Here is a 20,826-nt window from a genome sequence, read left to right as displayed (position 1 = left end):
GCAGCTCCTTAGTGCTTGACCGCGCCTTCTGTAAGGGCGCGTACGAAGTATCGTTGCAGGACGAGGAACAGCACCACGACAGGCACGCTCATCATGAAGCTGGCCGCCATCAGACCTGGAAAATCCGTCGTGTTTTCCGAGAAGAAGCGCTGGATGCCGACCGGCAATGTCAGCTGCTCGTTCTTGGAGAGGAAGGTGTATGCGTAGATGTACTCGTTCCACGCACCGATAAAGGAATAGATCGCCGTGGCGATGATTCCTGGTGCCGAGAGCGGCATCACGATCAGGATAAAGGCCTGGAACCGCGTCGCCCCGTCGATGCGCGCCGCCTGCTCGAGCTGCACCGGGATGTTGTCGTAGAAGCCCTTGAGGAGCCAGATTGCCAGCGGCAGGCCGAATGTGAGGTAGGTGAGAATGAGCGAGCCATGCGTGTTCACCAACCCGATCGCGCGCATCAGGATGAAGAGCGGCACGAGAAAGATCACCGCCGGAAACATGTTGCGAAGCAAGACGGCGAAGAACAGAAAGTTCCGGCCCGGGAAGGTGAAACGCGAAAATGCGTAGGCCGCGGGAACCGCCACGATCACGGAAAGGATAGTCGTGGCAGTGGAGACGTAAAGGCTGTTCCAGAAGAAGCGGAGGAAGTCCTGGCCGACACTGTTCTGCGGATCGAGCAGCTTCTGGTAGCTGGCGAGAGTAGGCTCGTCCGGCCACCATTGCGGCGGGAACTGCATCGCGGCGAAGCCGGACTTGATCGAGGTGATCAGCATCCAGATCATCGGCAATGCGGTGTAAAGCAGCATGAATACGAGGAAGATGCGCCCGCCCCACCGCCAACCGTCGAAGCGCGTGCGGCGACGGGTCTGGTCTCGAGGGGCTGTCTCGGCAATCGTGCTCATGCGCTCCCATCCTTCCGGTCGTTGCCGCTTAGCGCACGGACGTAGAAGTAGCCGAGCGTCATCAGGATGAAGAACAGCAGCACCGAATAGGCTGATGCCACCCCCCAGCGCTGCCGGCCGAAGGCCAGCTCATAGATGTGGGTGATCCAGATATGCGATGCGTTCGACGGGCCGCCGCCAGTCATGATCCAGGGGATGATGAAGGAATTGAAGTTGGCCACTGCCAGCAGCAGGATCGTCACTGTCGAGACGTTTCTTAAATGCGGGAAGGTGACGTGCCAGAAGCGCTGCCATGCATTGGCTCCGTCGACTTTTGCAGCGCGCAGCAACTGGTCCGGGACGGTCTGCAGACCGGCCATCATCATGATCATCGCGAACGGGAACTCCCGCCAGATATTGACGACGATCAGGGAGGGCAGCACCGTGCTGACGCTGTCGATGAAATTCGGCGGCCGGTCGGCCAATCCGAGGCCGACCAGCACCGCGCCGATGATCCCAAAGTCCGAATGGTAGATCCACTTCCAGATATAGGACGCGGCGACCGCGCTGATGACCCAGGGAATGATCAGGATAGCGCGCAGCACACCACGACCGATGAAGTCGCGATGGAGGGCCAGCGCGCAGCCAAATCCCAGGACAAAGGCGATGAAGGTGGATGCCAGTGTCCAGATAAGGGTGTTGGAGGTGACCTTCCAGAACACCGGACTGGTGAGGATGGCGGTGTAGTTGTCGACGCCGATGAAAATCTTGTCGCGGAGCTGCAGGCCAGGTGGCGTGTTGAAGAACGACAGCTCGATCGTGTAGTAGATCGGATAAGCGATGACGATCAGCATGACGGCAATCGCAGGAAGCACGTACGCGTAGTCAGCGCGATGCTCCCAAATCTTCCGCAGCAGGGGTCGCAATCTCTGCCGAGCCCCGGTCTTGCCGGCCACAATCGTCACTTTGGCGCGCCCTTGTTTTCGGAACGAACCGGTTGCGCTCTCGGCGCAACCGGTAAGATCGCAGGTCAGGCTTCGGCTAGAGTCCGCCGCCCATCAGGTCTTTCACCTTCTTGGCCGCGTCGTCCGCCGCCTGGTCGACGGTCATTGCTCCGGTGAGGGCATTCTGCAGCATGTCCGGGACGATGATGTTCATGATCTCGGGGGACTGCGGCAGCGCCGGGAACGGAATGCCGTATGGCAGCATCGAGGTGGTGACGTCGAGGAACTTGATGCTCTCCAGACGCTCCTTCATCCATTTGGTCTTGAAGCCGTTAAGGTTGCCCGGGTTCGAGCCGGCATAGGCCATCTTCAGCGACCATTCGGGGCTGGTCCACATGCAGATGATGGCCTTCGCAGCCGGTTCGTCCACCTTGCCGCCCTCGACATACTCGGGCTTCAGGATGTGGATGTTCGAGCCGCCGAACACGACGGCGCGCTTGCCGTCGGGGCCGGTCGGAATCAGGCCGTAGCGCATATTGTCGATGACGGTCTGGGCCTTGTCCTTGTCGGTCCCGGTCGCCTTCTTCTGCAGGTCGAGCATGACGTTGTAGTCGGACGGGTGCGAGATCATCATGCCGAGTTGGCCGGCGAGGAACAGCGGCTGGTTGTCGGCCTGTTGGTTGGTGAGTGCCGAAACCGGAACCGACTTGTCGCGGACATACATGTCGTAAGAGGCCTGCAGCGCGGCCTTGCTCTGCGGGCTGGCGAGCTCGATCTCCTTATAGGTCGGGTTCGCCGTGGCTTCGTCGAAGACGCCGCCGCCATAGGCCCACAGTTGCGGCATGAAGCGGTACGGGGTATTGCCGGCATTCTTGCGAGCCACGAGGCCGTAGCCGGCAATGCCGAGCTTGTCGTGGATCTGCTTGGAGTACTTGACGACGTCTTCCCAGGTTGCCGGAGCCTTGTCTGGATCGAGACCTGCGCGCTTGAAGATGTCGGCATTCCAGATGAAGGCCATCGTTTCATTGTTGGTTGGGATGCCGTAGGTCACACCGTCCCAGGTCACGGCTTTCATGGCGCCGGGCCAGAAGTCCTCGGTCGAATATCCCACGTCCTCGGGCTTGAGCGGTTCCAGATAGCCCTTTGCGGCGAACTCGGTGCCACCCAGGATTTGCAGGCGTACGGCCATCGGCGCGGCATTGCCAAGGAGTGCCGTACGGAACTTGTCCAGGAGATCGTTGTAGGTGAGGGCTTGTTCCTCGAGCTGGATGTTCGGATAGGTCTTGCGGAAGGTCTCGAAGAAATCCTTGTAGTACTGGCGCAGGAGATCGGGGTCGCCCTCGAACACGCCCTGATACCAGAAAGTCAGTCGCCCCTTGTAATCGAGCGGGGTGACCTTGCCGCAATCGGCCGCCGTATCAAAATCCTGTGTGCCTGCAATGGAGCGCACATATTCCGGCGACCACTTGCTCAAGTCGACCGGCGCCGCACCGAGCGCCGGCGCAGACATCAACGATGCCACCAAGGCAGTGGAGACAGTGCCGCGCAGGACGGCACCGCCGAGTGTAATCCTCGTCATAGGTATCCTCCAGGTTTCTCTCCCATGCCGCTCAGCATCGAGGCGAGCGGTCTTTGCTCGTCAGCCATGGGATATCTCATTCAAATGTATCCCTTCGAGCACTTTGTACGTTTTCAGATCGCAGATTGTCTGTCAACGCGATAAATCATACATTGTTTATGGAAACCGTGCGTGATATCGAACAAAATGTGTATCGATCGAGGGGAGCCGGGCTTGGCCGAGACAAGCGATTTTAAAGCAGAGCCACCCGAGGGGATTGACCCTCTCGGGGCCTCAAGCGAGGGCGCCTCGCTTTATCAACTGATCAGGGAAGACATCATCGAAGGGCGGCTTGCCGCCAACGAACGGCTTGTGGTCACCGATCTCGCTCGGCGTCACGGCACCTCGACCAACCCCGTGCGCGAAGCTCTGCAGCTGTTGCGCGGCGAGGGCTTTGTCACCTTCGTTGCCAACCGAGGGGCGCGTGTCCGACCTATAGACCAGGATTTTGTCCGGGATATCTACGAGATCGGAGTCCTGATCGAGCCGGCCCTGACGCGATGGTTCGTGAATATGGCTACAGTCGAGGACATTGCCGAACTCGAACGTATCCAGGGCCTGATTGAAGAGAACAACTTTGCCGACACGTTCAGGCACAGTGAACTGGATACCGCTTTTCACACCGTGATGTATCAGAGGCACTATAACCGCCATGCCGCCGAGCTTTGGTGGAAGCATCGCGAAGTGCTGCGCGCTGTGAGCCGGCGTTTCAATTTCACGCTCGCCCGGCGTGCCGCGATCCTTCGCGAACACAGTGAGCTCATCGCGCATGTAAAAGCGGGAAATGCGGACGAGGCAGCCGAACTCATTGCGCGCCATGTCGAGGGCTCCGGTCGGCATGTCCTCGAGCACATGCGCGCGCGTAACGCCGCTCGGGCGGGGTAGAATATTCGGTCCAGAACACGGCTATTCGGGGTCATTCCAGATAAAGGTAGTTGAGAGATGAAAATCACGAGCATTCGGCCGTGGCTGATCAAATCCGATGCTTCCTATTGGGGAGAATACCTGTTCGTCGAAGTGACGACCGATGAAGGGGTGAGTGGCTGGGGCGAGATCACCACCACGACAAGGCTCGCCAACCGCGCCCTCTGCACGATCCTGCGGCAGATCGGCCTCGCCGTGACCGGCGAGGATCCAGCGCGTATCGAGCATCTCTGGCATAAGATTTTCCGCAGCTTCACCTATATGGGCAGCCGCGGCGCCGCCGTTGAATGCGTGAGCGCCATCGATATAGCCCTCTGGGACATCCGGGGCAAAGTCCTTGGCAAGCCGATCTACGAGCTGTTGGGCGGACCAGTACGCGATGAAATCGCGCTCTACACCCATCCCAACCAGGCCAAATTTACCAGCAAGGAGGGTGTGGTCCGCGAAATTCGCGATATCGTCGAATCCGGGCACACGGCGCTGAAGTTCGACCCGTTCCCGCACCAGGGCCGCAGCGTCGGTGGGCAGTCGCGCGAACAGCGGGACGGCTACCTGGATGGCAGCATGACCCGCAAGGACGAGCGCGAGGCCGCCGAACTGACGGCTCTCATCCGCGAAACGGCGGGACCCGACGTCGACATTCTCATCGATGCGCATGGCCGCTTCGACGTTCCCACCGCCATTCGCCTCTGCCGGAGTCTCGAGGAAGCCGGCCAGATAGACTGGTTCGAAGAACCCTGTCCGCCCGAGAGCCTCAACGCCCTCAGGCAGGTGCGTGAAAAAGTCAGTGCCGCCATCTCGTGGGGCGAGCGCGGCCACACGAAGTGGGATTTCGTACCGGTCCTTGAGAACCGGCTCGCCGACTACATCATGCCGGACGTCACCTGGACCGGCGGCATTACCGAACTCAAGAAGATTTCCGCCCTGTGCGAAGCCTACTACATCCCGGTCTCGCCGCATGACGCCGCGGGACCGATCAACGTGGTTGCGGGAGCGCAGGTGATGATGACCGTTCCCAACTTCTACAAACTCGAAACGTCGGAGTGGAATCTGGGCAAATACGATCACCTCATCGACAGACCGCTCGACGTTTCGGACGGCAGCCTCAAGCTGACGTCGAAACCCGGTCTCGGCGTCGAGATGAACCGCGATTACCTGCAGGCCCACGAGATTGAGCTGAGTTAGCAACGCTCCATGCCGGCCGGCGTTTGGGGCGGCAAGCCCCGACCGGAACGAGGACAAGTCATGCCAAAGACGGGTGGAGCCGACGAGGCTCTCAATCGGGTCAACGCGAACTCCAAACCATCCGATCTTCGCATCACCGACATGCGGGTGGCCGAAATCGTCGGCGCCCCTTTCACCTCGGCGCTACTCAAGATCTATACCAACCAAGGTATCGTCGGGCTTGGCGAGGTGCGTGACGGCGCTAGCGCCACCTACGCGCTGATGCTGAAAAGCCGGCTGCTTGGCGAGAACCCTTGCGACATCGATCGTCTGTTTCGCCGCATCAAACAGTTCGGCGGTCACGGTCGGCAAGGCGGCGGCGTCTCGGCAGTCGAGATCGCGCTGTGGGATCTCGCCGGCAAGGCCTATGGCGTCCCGATCTATCAGATGCTCGGCGGCAAGTTTCGCGATCACGTGCGCGTCTATTGCGATACCGACGCCGAGAAACCGAGCGGCGCCGAAACCGGCAAGCGCCTCAAGCAGCGCATGAACCGCGGTTTCACCTTCCTCAAGATGGACCTGGGCTTGATGCAGATCGCCCATGTCCCGGGCGCCGTGGCCGCGCCCGCTGGCGCGCTCGAAGGGTTTCACGCCAATCCGCGCGGCCGTGGCGGCGCGTTCGAGGAGCGCAAGGCGCGCAATCTCGCCTACGATGCGCAGAACGTGCAGCACCCGTTCACGGGCCTGCATTTCACCGAAAAGGGGATCGACCTGCTCGAGCAGTATATCCATGAGGTCCGCGAGGTGATCGGATACGAGATCCCGCTCGCCATCGACCATGTCGGCCACATCTCGCTGCAGGACGGCATACGCCTGTCGCGTCGTATCGAGAAATATGTTCCTGCCTGGCTGGAGGACGTGATTCCCTGGCAATACACCGAGCAATACCGACAGCTGCAGGAGGCTACCACGGTGCCGATCTGCACTGGCGAGGACATCTACCTTAAGGAGGCCTTCGAGCCTTTGCTCAGGAGTGGCGGCCTCTCCGTTATCCACCCGGACCTGCTCACCAGCGGAGGCATCCTCGAGACCAAGAAGATCGGCGATATGGCGCAGGACCACGGCGTCGCCATGGCAATCCATATGGCCGAAAGTCCAATCGCCGCGATGGCCGCTGCGCATGTCGCGACCGCGACCGAAAACTTCATGGCGCTCGAATACCACTCCGCCGATGTCGACTGGTGGGACGATATCGTCACCGGCCTTCCCAAGCCGCTCGTCAAGGACGGCTTTATCACCGTTCCGGACAAGCCGGGCCTGGGGATCGACGATGTCGTCGACGAGGTAATCTCGCGGCATCTGCAGCCGGGTGTCACCGGCATCTGGCAGCCTACGGATCGCTGGGACGACGAGTATTCCTGGGATCGCACCTGGAGCTGAGGCGAAGAGAACCGAAGATGAAGATCACCGACCTTCGCTGCGCCGTTATCGGCAAGCACCCGATCGTCCGCATCGTGACCGACGAAGGCCTCTATGGCCTAGGCGAAGTCGAGTTCACAAAAACCTACCTTAAGCCCTTTGTGCTGCATTTCCGCGAGGCGCTGATCGGCGAAGACCCGACCGACGTCGAGCGGGTGATGCTGAAGATCCGCCAGCGCGGCTCGTTCAAGCCCTATGGCGCGGCGGTGAGCGCTATCGAGCATGCGCTGTGGGACATTGCCGGCAAGGCAGCGGGTGTTCCGGTCTACAAACTGCTAGGCGGCAAAGTGCGCGACAAGGTGCGTGTCTATAACGGGTCGATCCGCCAGAAGCGCACGGGTGACCTGCCGGAGGATTACGCCGCGGACGTCAAATGGATGATGGAGCAGCCGCAAAACTTCTTCATGATCAAGCAGGGAATCTCGTTCCACTCCAACATGAAGGACACCGTCGAGGGCTTTCATTACGGCGTGACGCAGAAGAAGGCCGGCTATCACGGTGCCATGGATCAGGGCGTGATCAGCGAGCGTGGTTTCAACCACATGCTCGACTGCGTGATCGCCATGAAGGAAGTGCTCGGCGACAAGGTCAGCCTGGCGCTCGACTGCGGCCCGGGTTGGATGCTGCCGGATGCGATCAAATTCGCTCGCGCGGTCGAGAAGTACAATTTGATGTGGCTCGAGGACATGCTGACCGGCGACTATGTGCCGTGGGTCAATCCGCAGGCCTATCGGGAACTGACCACCTCCACCTCGACGCCAATCCATACCGGCGAGCAGATCTACCTGCGGCACAATTTCAAGGAGCTGATCGAGACCCAGGCGGTGCGCATTATCGGCCCCGATCCGGCCGATGTCGGCGGCATTGCCGAGCTCAAATGGGTGGCCGAACACGCCTATATGCACTCGATCCTGATGGCGCCGCACGGCACCGCGAACGGCCTCCTGGGTCTCGGCGCGCTGATCAACGTGTGCGCCACCTTGCCCGCCAACTACATCGCCTTCGAATACCCGAGCGCTTCCGACCCCTGGTGGGAGGACCTCGTAATTGGCCTGCCGTCGCAGATCGTGAAGGACAGCATGGTGGACCTGCTGGAAGCGCCGGGGCTGGGCCTCGATATCGACGCCGAAGCGGCTAGGAAGTATCTCAAGGAAGAGGATAAGGGCTTCTTCGACTGAACTATTCTTCTTTCGCCACCTGCGCCACGCGGACCGCTTCACGGAATTTGGTATCCAGAATGAGCGCTTCGGGTCATCCGCGCGCATGCGCGCGGGTCGCCTCAACGTTCGCTTAGACTATTTTGCACCTTAAGGCTTCCGGTCTGCTCTCGGTCCAATTTTGGTCATTTGCCATCATTCATTGGGAGGCAGTTCCTAGACTAGCGGACATTGCAGCTTGGTATGGCACGATGAGGCGGTAGGTACTAACTTCGGTTCCGAAAGGGTGTTTCCCGCAATCACAAACGCGAGCCTGTGGTGAGAGCTCAGGGTGCGAGAGCAACCTCGGTCGGCGTATCGGAGCCCATGGTCACTCTCGTTCAGTGTCTTCCGGTTCGCCACCCCAAGTGAGAACATACGAGAAATACGAGTTGGCGAACCAGCCGCTATCATATTGATCGTCCATATGAAACTCTGTCCCTCCGGGCTCGCCCAAAAATACATTAACCATTTGATTCTATTATATTTTGCGATGCTTGCCCATAACGTGGACTCGAACCCCTCCATCGGCAAGCGCTCGAAACGCTCTACGCGGTTCTCAGCCACTTTGGCCGGAAGCCCGCCCGACGGGACGCGTGCAGCCGCCAAGATCGATATGGATCTCGAAGTCAGCCATCGCGCAATGTCCCGGCTGACCGCGTGAGGTGGACGTGCTTGGGCAGTTCCACGGCGGCCAGCGCCTGGTCGACCCTGTCGTTGCCGATGTCGGCGACCTCGCTCAGGCCGGTTTCGCCACCTGTGACGGCAGAGATCGCGGCGCCCCACTCACTTGCGCACCAGGGCGTAGTTTGTCGGCTCCGCGCCGCGTGGCCGGTGGATGCTGACGCCACGGCGATCTTCGAGAATCTCCCACCGAAAGGGACAGTCTCGTCGAGCTAGTTGGTCTTCAGCTTGCCAACGCGGTTTTCGGCGATCCAGCGGGCGGCAAGCACCAAGGCGCCCATGCTGAAATCCTTGCCATGCTTGGCAACCATTTCTTCCGACAGTTTGGCGAGCCGGTCAAAAAATTCGTCCTTGCTCTCGTCCTCGGGGCTGGGTTCGGTTGGCATTGTTCGCTCCTGTTGCATGCGGCCTGCCTTTGCTATTTGAACATCTGCGCGGGAAAGGTGATGATCGCGGCGGTGCCGTCGACGGTGCCCACCGCCAGGTGTAGTCCGTCGCCGGACCAGGCAAGCGCGGTCACCGGGCTGCCCAGCGGTCTGATGAGGAGTTCGTCCCGCGCGCCGATCTGGGCGATGGTGATCCGGCCGTTGGCATAGCCGGCTGCTATCAGTTTCTTCTTGGGGTGCGCGGCCACCGTCTCGACCGGAACCAGGCCGGCGCGACCCGTCTCCAGCGCGCCGGAGGTTTCGCCGTCAAGTGGCGGGGCGGTCATGGACCAGCCGGCGATCCGGAAGGCGCCCGATGCAAACAGCGCATTCTCTGGCAGACTCCAGCACACCGTCCGGACCGGCGATGGAAATCCCGCGACGATATCAGCTCGGCCATCGGTCATGCCGACCAGGGCAAAGCCTCCGGTTTCGAGCCCGCAGGCCAGCCAGATGCCGCCGCCACTCCAGCGCATGGACAGCGGACGCGCCGGAAGCGAAATGTCGCGCGTCGGGGTGGCGCCGTCTTCCAGCGCCCTGATCGACAGTCCATCGTCGAAGCCGCAGGCGAGGTGCCGTCCGTCCGGCGAAAAGGCAATCGCTTCCGTGGAAGATGTCGTGCCGTGCCGCAGCCGCACCGCGTCGCCTCCGCCGCGCGACAGGAAGACATCATGCCCGTTGCTGACGGCTGTCAGCGCCGCTTGATCGCTATGGTCGATGGCGACGACCGGTCCGTCGATCTTGACCAGCGTCTCCAAGACATTGCCGTCCGCGCTCAGATGCACCGCTTCGCCGGCTGCCGTGCCGACGAGGAAACCGGATCGAAGGTAGCTGGCGAGCGGGACATCGCCATCTCCCAACGGTGCGGTGGCGATCAGTGGCGCCGGCAACTTTTCCCTTGGGCGGATCGTCGACTGGCCGAGATCGCCGCTCACCCTGATCCGCGACTCCGGCGGCTCCTGGTCCGCGACCGCGGCGATGGCGACCGTTCCATCCACGCAGGTGAAGGCGACAGCAGAGCCGTCTGCGCTGAAGCGCAGATCGGCGACTGCCGACGGGCGACGCCAGCTTCGTGCCAGCAGGTCGAACAAGGTCAGGTTCTGTATCGCGCGCTGGTTCATGGCTATACCCTTCCTCAGTTTCTATCCGTTGCCGCGAGGCTGCGGTCGACGTCCTCGATGTCGCCTTCCGCGGCGACGATGCTGTCCTCGCACGCCGCGCATTCGTGCATGATTGCCGCGGCTCTCTCCTGTGCTTCATGCAAGTCCCGCACCAGTTGCGCGCTGGCGCTGCTCCTGCCGATTTCGAGTTCCAGGCGCAGCACATCCATCTCGATGCCGGCGCGTTTCTGATTGAGCCGCAGCGCCTCGGCAGTAAGCGCGGAGACGTTGGCGACAAGATCGAGCCGGCGAGCGAGCAGCGCGTCACGCCTGGAAGTTTGACCCATCGGACCCTCCCGTCATTTTTCGTTCCCCGCCATCGGCCCCGGCGGCTTTTCGAAGGCCGACAGCAATTTTGGCAACGTGCCGGCCTGCGATTGGAACTGCTTTTCAGCCGTTTCGATGTGGCTTTTGAGCTGATCCCAGATGTCGACCCGGATCATCGATGTCGTATCGCCGGTAAGGCGCTCGATCTCGTCGACGCGAAACTGGCGCGACAGCGAAACGCCCGAAAACACGAAGTCCCGCAACAGGATCGCGTGGTTCTCGATGAACAGATGGATCATCGGATGCGTTTCCGTGGTGACGCCGCCGGCGGCAAGCTCGGCCCGGATGAAGTCCTGGAAGTGGCTCTGCAGGCGATATTGGCTTTCGCCCATGAAGCGCATGACAAAGACCAGATCGCGCGGCATCAGCCTGACAAGATCGTCGGTGACGCCGTCGGCCTGGCTGGACATCGGCTCGTGCGGCCCCCGGTTGTCCTTATCGATAGGCATGGTCTCTCTCCAGCGCGAGGCCCGTCCACGGGCGTCGCCTTCAAATAGTAGAGAAAGACGAAGAATTGAATAGATGATATTCGTTTTCGCATTTGCTGCGATTGCTAACTAAAAATATTGCACCTGCGAATAGATGTTAAATATTACAGCCGTACGTTACAAATGTAAAATAACGTTACAGTTAGCCATCTTCTCATGCGTTGAGAGAGCAGTCATTTTGTTTTGAGCCCAGCCATGGGTGCCATTTTCAGATTGGCACGGCGCTTGCTTTGTACATTTGCACAAGAAGCCCATCGCGCTTTCACGCGGTGCCAAAAGAACGAAGGAACGGAGGAAGCAGGGGACGAGTTACATCCGCTTCGATACGCCGATCGCAAATGCGGTTGGCGCCGAGGATCCCTGCCAGACGCCTCCAACACCTTTGCCGCGATCCACTTGAATGGCCGGACCATGAGTCGCGCCTGAATGCGCAACCCTTTGTCGTGCCGTTCGCACTCTCACTTGCGGCGCTCTGTGCCGCTTCATGCCGGGGTCAAGGGACCTGCGGCTCAAACCTGGTGGAGGCTTATGACCATGACGTCTCTGACGCTCAACAAGATTACCTCGCAACGCGGAATTTCCGTCGGCGAGGCAACCAAGAAGATTGCCGATCTCGGCTGGAATCCTTCCTACGTCCAGGAAGCGATGACGTTTCCGACCGACTACAAGATCAACAAGACGCCGCGCGATCCGATGAAGCAGGTCCTGCGGTCGTATTTTCCGATGCAGGAAGAGAAGGACAACCGGGTCTACGGTGCGCTGGATGCGGCGCTGCGCGGCGACATGTTCCGCAACGTAGAACCGCGCTGGGTCGAGTGGATGAAGCTCTTCCTGGCGATTATTCCCTTCCCGGAAATCTCGGCTGCCCGCTCGATGGCAATGGTCGCCCGCATCGCGCCCGGCGAGGAACTCCGGACCGGCTTTACCATGCAGATGATCGACGAGTTCCGCCACTCGACGATCCAGATGAATTTGAAGAAATGGTACATGGAGAACTACATCGATCCGGCGGGCTTCGACATCACCGAGGAAGCCTTCGGAAAATGCTACGCCACGACCATTGGCCGGCAGTTCGCGGAAGGCTTCATCACCGGCGACACCATGACCGCCGCCTGCATGTACCTGACCGTGGTCGCCGAGACCGCCTTCACCAACACGCTGTTCGTCGCCATGCCTTCGGAAGCCGCCCGCAACGGCGACTATGCGTTGCCCACCGTCTTCCTGTCGGTGCAGTCCGACGAGAGCCGGCATATCGGCAATGGCCACTCGCTGCTGATGGCGGCGCTCAAGGAGCCGGAAAACCACCTGCTGCTCGAGCGCGACCTGCGCTATGCCTTCTGGCAGAACCACGCGATCGTCGATGCGGCCATCGGCACCTTCATCGAATACGGCACCACCAACCGCGACAAGAACAAGGAGTCTTACGCGGAAATGTGGCACCGCTGGATCTATGAGGACTACTACCGCACCTACATGCTGCCGCTCGAGAAATACGGCATCAAGGTCCATCACGATGATGTCCAGGCGGCCTGGGAGCGCATCACCAAGAAGAACTACGTCCACAAGGTCGGACAGTTCTTCGCGGTCGGCTGGCCGGTCAATTTCTGGCGGATCGAAGCCCAGACCGACAAGGACTTCGAGTGGTTCGAGCACAAGTATCCGGGCTGGTACGCCGAGTTCGGCGACTTCTGGAAATGGTATGCCAAGCTCAGCCACAAGGGCGAGAAGGTGCTGCTGTTCAACAGCGACGTCGGCTACGTCTATCCGCACCGCTGCTGGTCCTGCCTCGTACCCTGCCTGATCCGCGAGGATATGGTTGTCGGCGAGATCGATGGCCAGCTGCACACCTTCGCCCACGAGCTCGACAAGTGGACCGCCACCGTGGCGTTCGCCGACGAGTATCAGGGCCGTCCGACGCCCGCCATGGGCCGCTTCAGCGGCAAGCGCGAGTGGGAGACGCTCTATGACGGCTGGGATCTGGCCGATGCGATCAAGGACCTGAACTTCGTCCGCTCCGATGGCAAGACGCTCGTCCCGCAGCCGCATATGCGCTTCGACGACAAGGAGATGTGGACGCTGGACGACGTGCGCGGCAACACGCTCGGGTCGCCGCTCAACGCGCTGCGTGCCATGTCGCCCGCGGACCGTGAGAAGCACCTGGCGGAATACCGGGCCGGCTTCACGATCAATCCCTGCAACTGATCAGGCCAGAGGGGCGGGTTCGTCCCGCCCCTTCCTTTCACTGGAGGTCCGTATGTCGGAAACCCACACGGTCAGGCTCAGCCCGGTCGGCGTCGAATTCGACGTCGAAAATGGCGAAACACTGCTCAACGCTGCGTTCCGCCAAGGCATCGCCCTGCCGCACGGCTGCAAGGAAGGGCAATGCTCCGCCTGCAAAAGCGTCTTGCTCGAAGGCGAAGTCGACATGCTCAAATACTCGACCTTCGCGCTGAACGACATGGAGAAGGAGAGCGGCCACGTCCTTTTGTGCCGCTGCATCGCCTACTCCGATCTGGAAGTCGAGCTTCTCAACTACGACGAGGAGATTTTGGCGAAAGCGATCGCCGTGAAGACGTTCAGGGGCCGGATTGCTCGGATTGAGCACCTGACCCACGACATTCGCGGCATCGAGATCGAACTCGGCTCGCCGATAAAGTTCTGGGCGGGGCAATATGTCGACATCACGGTTACCACGCAAAAAGGGGAGACGATTACGCGCTCGTTCTCCATGGCAAATACGCCGGACCAAGCCCAAAAACTCTCCTTCATCATCAAAAAATACCCTGAGGGAAAGTTCTCCGGAGAACTCGATTCCGGAGGGATCAAGGTCGGAGCCGAGGTCACCGTCGTCGGACCCTACGGAACCTGTTTCCGCCGGGACGAACGGCAAGGACCCCTGATCCTGGTCGGCGCCGGATCAGGCATGTCGCCGATCTGGTCGATCCTCAACGACCATCTGAAGAGCGGCGAGAAACGTCCGGTTTATTTCTTCTACGGTGCCAGGACGCGCAACGACCTGTTCTATCTCGACAGGATCGCCGAGCTGATCGGCCAGCATTCGGAGGTCACATTCATTCCCGTGCTGTCGCACGCGACTGATGACGCCGAATGGGAAGGCGAACGCGGTTTCGTACACCAGAGTGTCGACGCCAAGCTCAAGCAACTGGCGGTCGACGGGCAGGGCGATGTCCATGCCTGCGGCCCGCCGCCGATGATCGATGCGCTTCAGCCGGTTCTGTTCATGAACGGGTTCGAGACGGAGCGGATCTTCTTCGACAAGTTCACCACATCGGCAGGTGCAACGCCGGCCCACTGAGAGGGCAGCCACGCAACTGCAACCACAACTGCAACAAGGGAGTGAAGACTATGCCAGCTACCTCGAGTTCAGTCGGATCCGGAGCCGCCGGCGCGGCGATCTTTGCCGACTCCGACAGCCGGAAGTACCGGTATTTCGACCCGAAGGGCCAGCGTGCCACCCACTACGAAGACATGACGGTCGACGTGCAGCCCGATCCCGAGCGTTACCTGATCCAGGATTGGATTATCTCCTTCGCCGACGGCAAGGGCGCCTATGTCAAGCAGAACACCGCCGCGCAGAGCTCCAACTGGCATGCCTTCCGCGCGCCCGACCAGGAATGGGAGCGCACGCATTACCAGCGCCAGTCGAAGATCGAGACGATGGTGCAGAGCGTCATCAACAATGCCCGCAAGTCGGGGGCACCCAAGACCTTCGACAAGGCCTGGGTCAAGATCCTGCAGACGCAGCTCGGCGCCTGGAAACATGCCGAATTCGGGCTCGGCACCTCGCTGATGCAGGCGCAGCGCTACGGCTACACCCAGATGATCAACAACGCGACGCTGACCAACTCGTCCTACAAGCTGCGGCTTGCGCAGGACATCACGCTCTACCTTGCCGAGATCGGCATGGACCTTCCTGGCTGGGACGATGAACTCGGCAAGAAGACCTGGCTCGAGGACAAGAACTGGCAAGGCCCCCGCGAAGCGGTCGAGACCATCATGGGCGCAACCGACTATCTCGAACAGTACTTCGCCATCAACATCGTTTTCGAACCGCTGGTCGGGGAAGTGTTCCGCTCGGGCTTCCTGATGCAGATCGCCGCCGCCAACCACGACTTCATCACGCCTGCGGTGATCTCGGCAGCCGAGGCCGACTACGAGCGCAACCTCGCCAACACGATCGACCTCATGCACTTGCTCGCCAACGACGAGAAATACGGCGTGGCGAACAAGAAGCTCTTCCAGGGTTGGGTCAAGAAACACGGCGCGCTCGCCGACAAGGCAGCCATCGGCCTGCAGCCGGTCTGGTCGATGCCGCATTCCAAGCCGGTCGCGTTCGCGGACGTCCGCGCCAAATCCGAGGAACGGATTGGCCAGATCCTCGGCGAACTCGGCCTCAAGCGCTGACACAGGGAGAAATTGTCATGTCACTAGCAGCACGCGACGCAACGCATTCCAACATCTTCAAGGAGATGAAGGACATCACCTTCGAACAGACGATTTCGCATCAGTGCGGCGTCACCATGAATGACTCGGTCGAGGCCAGGGCCATCGCCGAATTCATGGGCCAGAAGCCGGGGGTGACCATCACCTATCAGCCGGCGCTGATCCGTATCGACGGCGATGGCAAGCTGATCTTCAAGATGGACGCGATCGGCGAATATCTCGGCCGCGAGATTTCGGCCGAGACCTTCGAGGTCAACACCTCCACCCACTACGGCCGCATGGTTCGCGTCGACGACAACACCGTGATCCTGTTCGGCAACATGGACGAGATGTTCGAATACATCGAATAGCCGCCCAAAAAACGGGCGCGCCGCCCGGTTGCGGCGCGCCGAACCGATCAACACGCATCCTGCGGAGGGAAGAATGTTTAGGACACCGGAAGGCAAGGATATTTTCGTGGTCGACGGCCACACCCATTTCTGGGACGGCAGCCCGGAGAACCAGAAGAATATCCACGGCAAGCAGTTCATCGATTGCTTCTACGCCTATCACACGGGGCTGAGTCCCAAGGACCAGCTGTGGGAGAAGAGCAAGTTCGAGAAATACAGCGCCGACGATCTCTATCGCGACCTGTTCATCGACGGTCCCGACGACGTGGCGATCGTCCAGTCGACCTATCTCAAGGATTTCTACAAGAACGGCTTCAACACGATCGAGCGCAACGCCGAGGTGGCCAAGCGCTATCCGGAGCGTTTCATCGTCAACGGCGCCTTCGACCCGCGCGAGGGTGAGAAGGCGCTTGAGTACATCCACTTCCTCAAGGAGACCTACGACGTCAAGGGCGTGAAGATGTACACGGCCGAATGGAACGGTGCCTCCAAGGGCTGGAAGCTAACTGACCCCGATGCCTACAAATGCTTCGAACTTTGCGACAAGCTCGGCATCAGGAACATCCACGTCCACAAGGGTCCGACCATAATCCCGCTCAGCAAGGACGCCTTCGACGTGCATGACGTCGACTACGCGGCGACGGATTTCCAGAACCTCAACTGGATCATCGAGCATTGCGGCCTGCCGCGCCTCGACGATTTCTGCTGGATCGCGACGCAGGAAACCAACGTCTATGGCGGACTGGCTGTCGCGCTGCCCTTCATCCACGCGCGCCCGCGCTACTTCGGCGAGGTCATCGCCGAGCTGCTGTTCTGGCTTGGGCCGGAAAAGATCCTGTTCGGTTCCGACTACGCGATCTGGACGCCGCGCTGGCTGGTCGAGAAATTCTGGGCCTACCAGATTCCCGAGGACATCGCCGCGGAACGTGGTGTGCAACTGACCGACGAGATCAAGGAGAAGATCCTCGGCCTCAACGCCGCGCGTCTCTACAACATCGACGTCGAAGCCAAGAAGAAGGCGCTTGCCAGTTCGCCCTTCAGCATCGCGGCGGAGTAGGGGCTATGGCAACCGCCAGCGTTTCCGGCAACCGCGAGAAGGAACTCTGGCGGCGCCTTGGTGAGGTCAACGACCCGGAGCTCGACGAACCGATTACCGAGATGGGCTTCGTCGAGCGGGCCAAAATGACGAGTGATGGCAACGTGGAAATCGACTTCCGCCTGCCGACCTACTGGTGCTCGCCCAACTTCGCGTTCCTCATGCTGGACGGCGTCCGCAAGGCGCTCGACCAGCTCTCATGGGCGCCGGCCTATCGCGTCAAGCTGCACGACCACATGTTCGCGGAAGAGGTCAATCGCGGCATGGAAGCCGGCAAGACATTCGGCGATATTTTCGCCGAGCTTGCCGAGGACCAGGATCTCGGCGCGTTGCGCGAAACCTTCAGGATGAAGGCATTCAAGCGACGCCAGGAGGCGGTCTTGCGGGGCCTGCGGGAGCACGGTCTGACGGATCGGGAAATAGTCGGCATGGAGCTGCCGGCATACGACGTCGCACGGTTCGAACCGGGCGAGGCGGCCAAACAGAAGCCGAGATACAGGGCGGCCCTGCTTGAACGCTTTCCCGACCGCCGGGCGGATTATCCCGTCTTCGTGACATGGGAAGGGCAACGCATACCGGCCGGCGCACTCGGTGCCCATCTCGCCGAACTGCGCGCTGTGCGCGTCAACATGGAGTTCAACGGCGCGCTTTGCCGTGGGCTCAAGCAGACCAGATACAAGGAACTGGATGTGGTCGACGGCGAACCGACGCTGGTCGATTTCATTCTGGACCGCGTGCCGGCACGAGCCGCGCCGACCGCCTGAAGCAGAGCTGAAACAACGGCCTCCCTTGCACGAGGCCCCGAACCAACAACCCGCCCGTAAGGCGGAAGGAGGAATCATGCCCAAAATAATGCTTCACAATTCCGAAGCCCGCCGTGCTCTCGCTCGCGGTGTCTTTCGCCTGGCCGCTGCCGTCGAGCCGACGCTCGGCCCCAAAGGCATGAACGCCATGATCGACCGGCCGATCGGCACGCCGATGGTGACTCGCGACGGTGTCAGCATCGCATCGGAGATCGAGCTGCACGATCGTTTCGAAAACATGGGCGCGCAGGTCGTCCGCGAAGTGTCGATGCAGACGAACGAGGTCGCAGGCGACGGCACCACGACTGCCATCGTGCTCGCCAACGCGCTGATCCAGGGTGGCGTGGAGGCGAATGAACGCGGCGTGAAATCCGTCGATCTGTGCAAGGGCATCGACCTTGCCGTGGCGGCGGTGGTGGCGGCGCTCAAGGCGTCGGCCAAGCCGGCAAAAGGCAACGGCATCCTGGCTTCGGTCGCCAATATCGCGGCAACCGATGCCAAGCTTGGCGCGATGGTGGCGGAAGCCCATGAGCGCGTCGGAGCGGAAGGCGTCATCACCACCGACTTCAGCGTGACCACCGAGACCACGCTCGATGTGGTCGAGGGCATGTCCTTCGAACGCGGCTATCTCTCGCATCACATGGTGACCGATCAGGAGAAGATGGAGGCGGTTCTCGAACGGCCTTACATCCTGATGACCGATCTCAAGATCAAGGAACCCGAGCAGCTCGATGCGGTTCGCCGCATCGCCGACGAGGCCGGGCGGCCGCTGCTGATCGTGTCCGAGGAAATGTCGCCGGAAGTTGTGGTGACGCTGCTCGGCAAGCAGGGACCTGGAAAATACCTCGTCGTCCATCCGCCGGAATATGGCCATTGGCGCAAGGCGATGATGGAGGATCTGGCCATCATCACCGGCGGCAAGGTGATCGCGCGCGACCTCGGCGGACGGCTGGAGGACATCACCGCCGACGATCTCGGAACGGCTGACCGGGTGAAGACCAGTTCGTCCTACACCTCGATCATTCGCGGCGGCGGCGACCATGCGGCAATTGCGTCGCGCCGCGCCCAGGTGCAGCGGCAGTATGAAGCCTCGCCGCCGAACATCGACCAGGACAAGCTGCGCGAACGCCTGGCCAAGCTCTCTGGCGGCACCGCGATCCTTTATGCTGGCGGCGTCACGCCGGTCGAGCAGAAGCGAACCATCCAGCTCATCGAGGATTCGCTGAATGCGGTGCGCGCCGCATCCGAAGAGGGCGTGGTCGCCGGCGGCGGCTCGGCGCTTGCCCAGATCGCGCCGCTGCTCGACAAGGTTGCGGCCGGTGTCGGCGGCGATGTCGCCGAAGGCGTGCGCCTGGTGCGGTCGGTGCTGTCGCGGCCGCTCTGGCGCATCGCCGCCAATGCCGGCGCCGATCCCGAAGCAGTCGTGGCGGAAGTCACGCGCATCAACGGCGGCTACGGCTACAACGCGTCCGCCGGCAGCTACCAGAACATGTTCGAGGCAGGGATCATCGATCCGGTGCGCGTCACCTACACCGCGCTCGCCAACGCAGCTTCGGTGGCGACGCTGATCCTGACCACTGAAACGCTGATCGGCCATCTCGCCGAGGACGAGGACCCGACGGCCGGACCGGCTCGCGGCGGCGGCTCTGAGAAGCTCGGCCGCGCCTAAGCAAACAATCCCGACGTGAAAGGATACGACGATGAAGGCTGCCAGACTGTACGAATACGATCCGCATATGAACGTCCAGCTCAGGATCGAGGAGGTCAAGGCGCCGACGATCACTGCCCCCGACGAGGTGATCGTGCGGGTTGGCGCCGCCGGCCTGTGCCGCACCGACCTGCACATCATCGAAGGTGTGTGGAAGCCGACCATGGACCCCGAAGGCACGCTGTTGCCCTACATCATGGGCCATGAAAATGCTGGCTGGGTCGAGGAGGTCGGCAGCGGCGTCAGGTCGGTCAAGCGCGGCGACGCCGTGATCTGCCATCCGTTCCGCTCATGCGGCATCTGCCTCAACTGCCGCCACGGCGAGGACATGTACTGCGACAACGGCCAGTTTCCCGGTCTTGGCATGAATGGCGGCTTCGCCGAGTACTTCATCACCAGCGAGCGTTCGCTGATCAAGCTGAACGCCAATGTGACGCCGATCGAGGTGGCGCCGCTCGCCGATGCCGGCATCACTGCCTACCGCGCCGCCAAGCGGGCGGCCAAGCTGCTGAGGCCTGGGAGTTACTGCGTTCTGCTCGGCATAGGCGGGCTAGGCCATATCGCGCTGCAGTCGCTTCACGCGATCTCGGGCTGCCGCATCATTGCCGTCGACCGCGAGCCTGCGGCGCGCGTGCTGGCCAAGGATCTTGGTGCCGACTTCGTCCTCGATGGCGGGCCGAACGTCGTCGAGGAGGTCATTCAGATCACCGGCGGCGGCGCCCATGTGGTCATCGACTTCGTCGGCGAACTCGGCGTCGAAAACATCTGCTGGAAGATGGTGCGCAAGGGCGGCCAACTGTTTGTCGTCGGCTATGGCGGCAACATCAACGTGCCGACCGCGCATCTCGTCATCGAGGAGATCAACATCGGCGGCAGCTTGGTCGGCAATTTCACCGAACTCGTCGAACTGATGGAGCTGAACGCCGACGGCAAGGTGAAGATGCACTACACCGAATACAACCTCGCCAGCATCAACACCGCGCTCGACGATTTCAAGAACCGACGGTTCACCGGCCGCGGTGTCATCGTGCCCTGAAGCATTTGGACCGGACTTCGCGCGCACAAGTGCGCGTCCGGTC

20 protein-coding genes are annotated in these 20,826 nt (G+C 61.1%); 12 read left to right on the top strand and 8 right to left on the bottom strand.

What is annotated here, in order from left to right; translation table 11 throughout:
- Positions 1-8 precede the first annotated feature (8 nt).
- From A6B35_RS24900 to A6B35_RS24890, 3 genes are all read right to left on the bottom strand, one after another.
- Positions 9-899 carry a carbohydrate ABC transporter permease gene (locus A6B35_RS24900; protein ID WP_006206796.1) on the bottom strand — a complete coding sequence of 297 codons (891 nt, stop codon included), beginning with the start codon at positions 897-899 and terminating at the stop codon, positions 9-11.
- Positions 896-1,843, bottom strand: a complete 948-nt coding sequence (locus A6B35_RS24895; RefSeq protein ID WP_081482336.1) for a carbohydrate ABC transporter permease — start codon at positions 1,841-1,843, stop codon at positions 896-898. Before A6B35_RS24895 ends, A6B35_RS24900 begins: the two co-directional genes overlap by 4 nt.
- Positions 1,844-1,919: 76 nt before the next feature.
- Positions 1,920-3,401, bottom strand: coding sequence for an ABC transporter substrate-binding protein (locus A6B35_RS24890; RefSeq protein ID WP_006206794.1), 1,482 nt, complete (start codon positions 3,399-3,401; stop codon positions 1,920-1,922).
- Positions 3,402-3,614: 213 nt separating this feature from the next.
- Between A6B35_RS24890 and A6B35_RS24885 the strand changes: the two genes are divergently transcribed.
- The 4 genes from A6B35_RS24885 to A6B35_RS24870 are packed head-to-tail and all read left to right on the top strand — an operon-like array spanning position 3,615 to position 8,185.
- The gene (locus A6B35_RS24885) at positions 3,615-4,325 is read left to right on the top strand and encodes a GntR family transcriptional regulator (RefSeq protein ID WP_040584338.1); all 711 of its coding nucleotides are present in this window, start codon (positions 3,615-3,617) and stop codon (positions 4,323-4,325) included.
- A 57-nt stretch (positions 4,326-4,382) separates the two neighbouring features.
- The gene (locus tag A6B35_RS24880; RefSeq protein ID WP_006206792.1) at positions 4,383-5,549 is read left to right on the top strand and encodes a mandelate racemase/muconate lactonizing enzyme family protein; all 1,167 of its coding nucleotides are present in this window, start codon (positions 4,383-4,385) and stop codon (positions 5,547-5,549) included.
- A gap of 60 nt (positions 5,550-5,609) precedes the next feature.
- Entirely contained in the window at positions 5,610-6,968 is a 1,359-nt protein-coding gene (locus A6B35_RS24875; protein ID WP_006206791.1) for a mandelate racemase/muconate lactonizing enzyme family protein, read from the top strand.
- Between the two features lie 17 nt (positions 6,969-6,985).
- Positions 6,986-8,185, top strand: coding sequence for a mandelate racemase/muconate lactonizing enzyme family protein (locus A6B35_RS24870; RefSeq protein WP_006206790.1), 1,200 nt, complete (start codon positions 6,986-6,988; stop codon positions 8,183-8,185).
- 647 nt (positions 8,186-8,832) lie between these two features.
- Here the strand turns inward: A6B35_RS24870 and A6B35_RS35725 are convergent.
- The 5 genes from A6B35_RS35725 to A6B35_RS24850 are packed head-to-tail and all read right to left on the bottom strand — an operon-like array spanning position 8,833 to position 11,248.
- Positions 8,833-9,054 carry a hypothetical protein gene (locus tag A6B35_RS35725; protein WP_006206789.1) on the bottom strand — a complete coding sequence of 74 codons (222 nt, stop codon included), beginning with the start codon at positions 9,052-9,054 and terminating at the stop codon, positions 8,833-8,835.
- 45 nt (positions 9,055-9,099) lie between these two features.
- Positions 9,100-9,273: a hypothetical protein gene (locus A6B35_RS36280; RefSeq protein ID WP_006206788.1), complete on the bottom strand. Its 174-nt coding sequence runs from the start codon at positions 9,271-9,273 to the stop codon at positions 9,100-9,102.
- A gap of 32 nt (positions 9,274-9,305) precedes the next feature.
- Positions 9,306-10,433, bottom strand: coding sequence for a WD40 repeat domain-containing protein (locus tag A6B35_RS24860; protein WP_006206787.1), 1,128 nt, complete (start codon positions 10,431-10,433; stop codon positions 9,306-9,308).
- A gap of 14 nt (positions 10,434-10,447) precedes the next feature.
- Positions 10,448-10,759 (bottom strand): hypothetical protein, encoded by a 312-nt coding sequence (locus tag A6B35_RS24855; protein WP_006206786.1) that lies wholly within the window; start codon positions 10,757-10,759, stop codon positions 10,448-10,450.
- Between the two features lie 12 nt (positions 10,760-10,771).
- Positions 10,772-11,248 carry a hypothetical protein gene (locus tag A6B35_RS24850; protein WP_006206785.1) on the bottom strand — a complete coding sequence of 159 codons (477 nt, stop codon included), beginning with the start codon at positions 11,246-11,248 and terminating at the stop codon, positions 10,772-10,774.
- A 567-nt stretch (positions 11,249-11,815) separates the two neighbouring features.
- Here A6B35_RS24850 and A6B35_RS24845 point away from each other — a divergent pair.
- From A6B35_RS24845 to A6B35_RS24810, 8 genes are all read left to right on the top strand, one after another.
- The gene (locus A6B35_RS24845; RefSeq protein ID WP_006206784.1) at positions 11,816-13,489 is read left to right on the top strand and encodes an aromatic/alkene/methane monooxygenase hydroxylase/oxygenase subunit alpha; all 1,674 of its coding nucleotides are present in this window, start codon (positions 11,816-11,818) and stop codon (positions 13,487-13,489) included.
- A 52-nt stretch (positions 13,490-13,541) separates the two neighbouring features.
- Positions 13,542-14,603 (top strand): NADH:ubiquinone reductase (Na(+)-transporting) subunit F, encoded by a 1,062-nt coding sequence (locus A6B35_RS24840; protein WP_006206783.1) that lies wholly within the window; start codon positions 13,542-13,544, stop codon positions 14,601-14,603.
- A 50-nt stretch (positions 14,604-14,653) separates the two neighbouring features.
- Positions 14,654-15,712 (top strand): aromatic/alkene monooxygenase hydroxylase subunit beta, encoded by a 1,059-nt coding sequence (locus A6B35_RS24835; protein WP_006206782.1) that lies wholly within the window; start codon positions 14,654-14,656, stop codon positions 15,710-15,712.
- 17 nt (positions 15,713-15,729) lie between these two features.
- Entirely contained in the window at positions 15,730-16,101 is a 372-nt protein-coding gene (locus A6B35_RS24830) for an MmoB/DmpM family protein (RefSeq protein WP_006206781.1), read from the top strand.
- A gap of 73 nt (positions 16,102-16,174) precedes the next feature.
- Complete coding sequence (locus A6B35_RS24825; RefSeq protein WP_006206780.1) at positions 16,175-17,197, top strand: amidohydrolase family protein; 1,023 nt, start codon at positions 16,175-16,177, stop codon at positions 17,195-17,197.
- A gap of 5 nt (positions 17,198-17,202) precedes the next feature.
- Positions 17,203-18,000 carry an iron-sulfur cluster assembly protein gene (locus A6B35_RS24820; RefSeq protein ID WP_006206779.1) on the top strand — a complete coding sequence of 266 codons (798 nt, stop codon included), beginning with the start codon at positions 17,203-17,205 and terminating at the stop codon, positions 17,998-18,000.
- Positions 18,001-18,076: 76 nt separating this feature from the next.
- Entirely contained in the window at positions 18,077-19,708 is a 1,632-nt protein-coding gene (gene groEL / locus A6B35_RS24815; protein WP_006206778.1) for a molecular chaperone GroEL, read from the top strand.
- Between the two features lie 31 nt (positions 19,709-19,739).
- Positions 19,740-20,783 (top strand): NAD(P)-dependent alcohol dehydrogenase, encoded by a 1,044-nt coding sequence (locus A6B35_RS24810; protein ID WP_006206777.1) that lies wholly within the window; start codon positions 19,740-19,742, stop codon positions 20,781-20,783.
- Positions 20,784-20,826 lie beyond the last annotated feature (43 nt).

Origin of the sequence: Mesorhizobium amorphae CCNWGS0123, assembly GCF_001686985.1 — a bacterium.
Classification (GTDB): domain Bacteria; phylum Pseudomonadota; class Alphaproteobacteria; order Rhizobiales; family Rhizobiaceae; genus Mesorhizobium; species Mesorhizobium amorphae.
The sequence above is the reverse complement of the archived record's forward strand: the minus strand, read 5'-3'. Positions and strand labels throughout refer to the sequence as shown.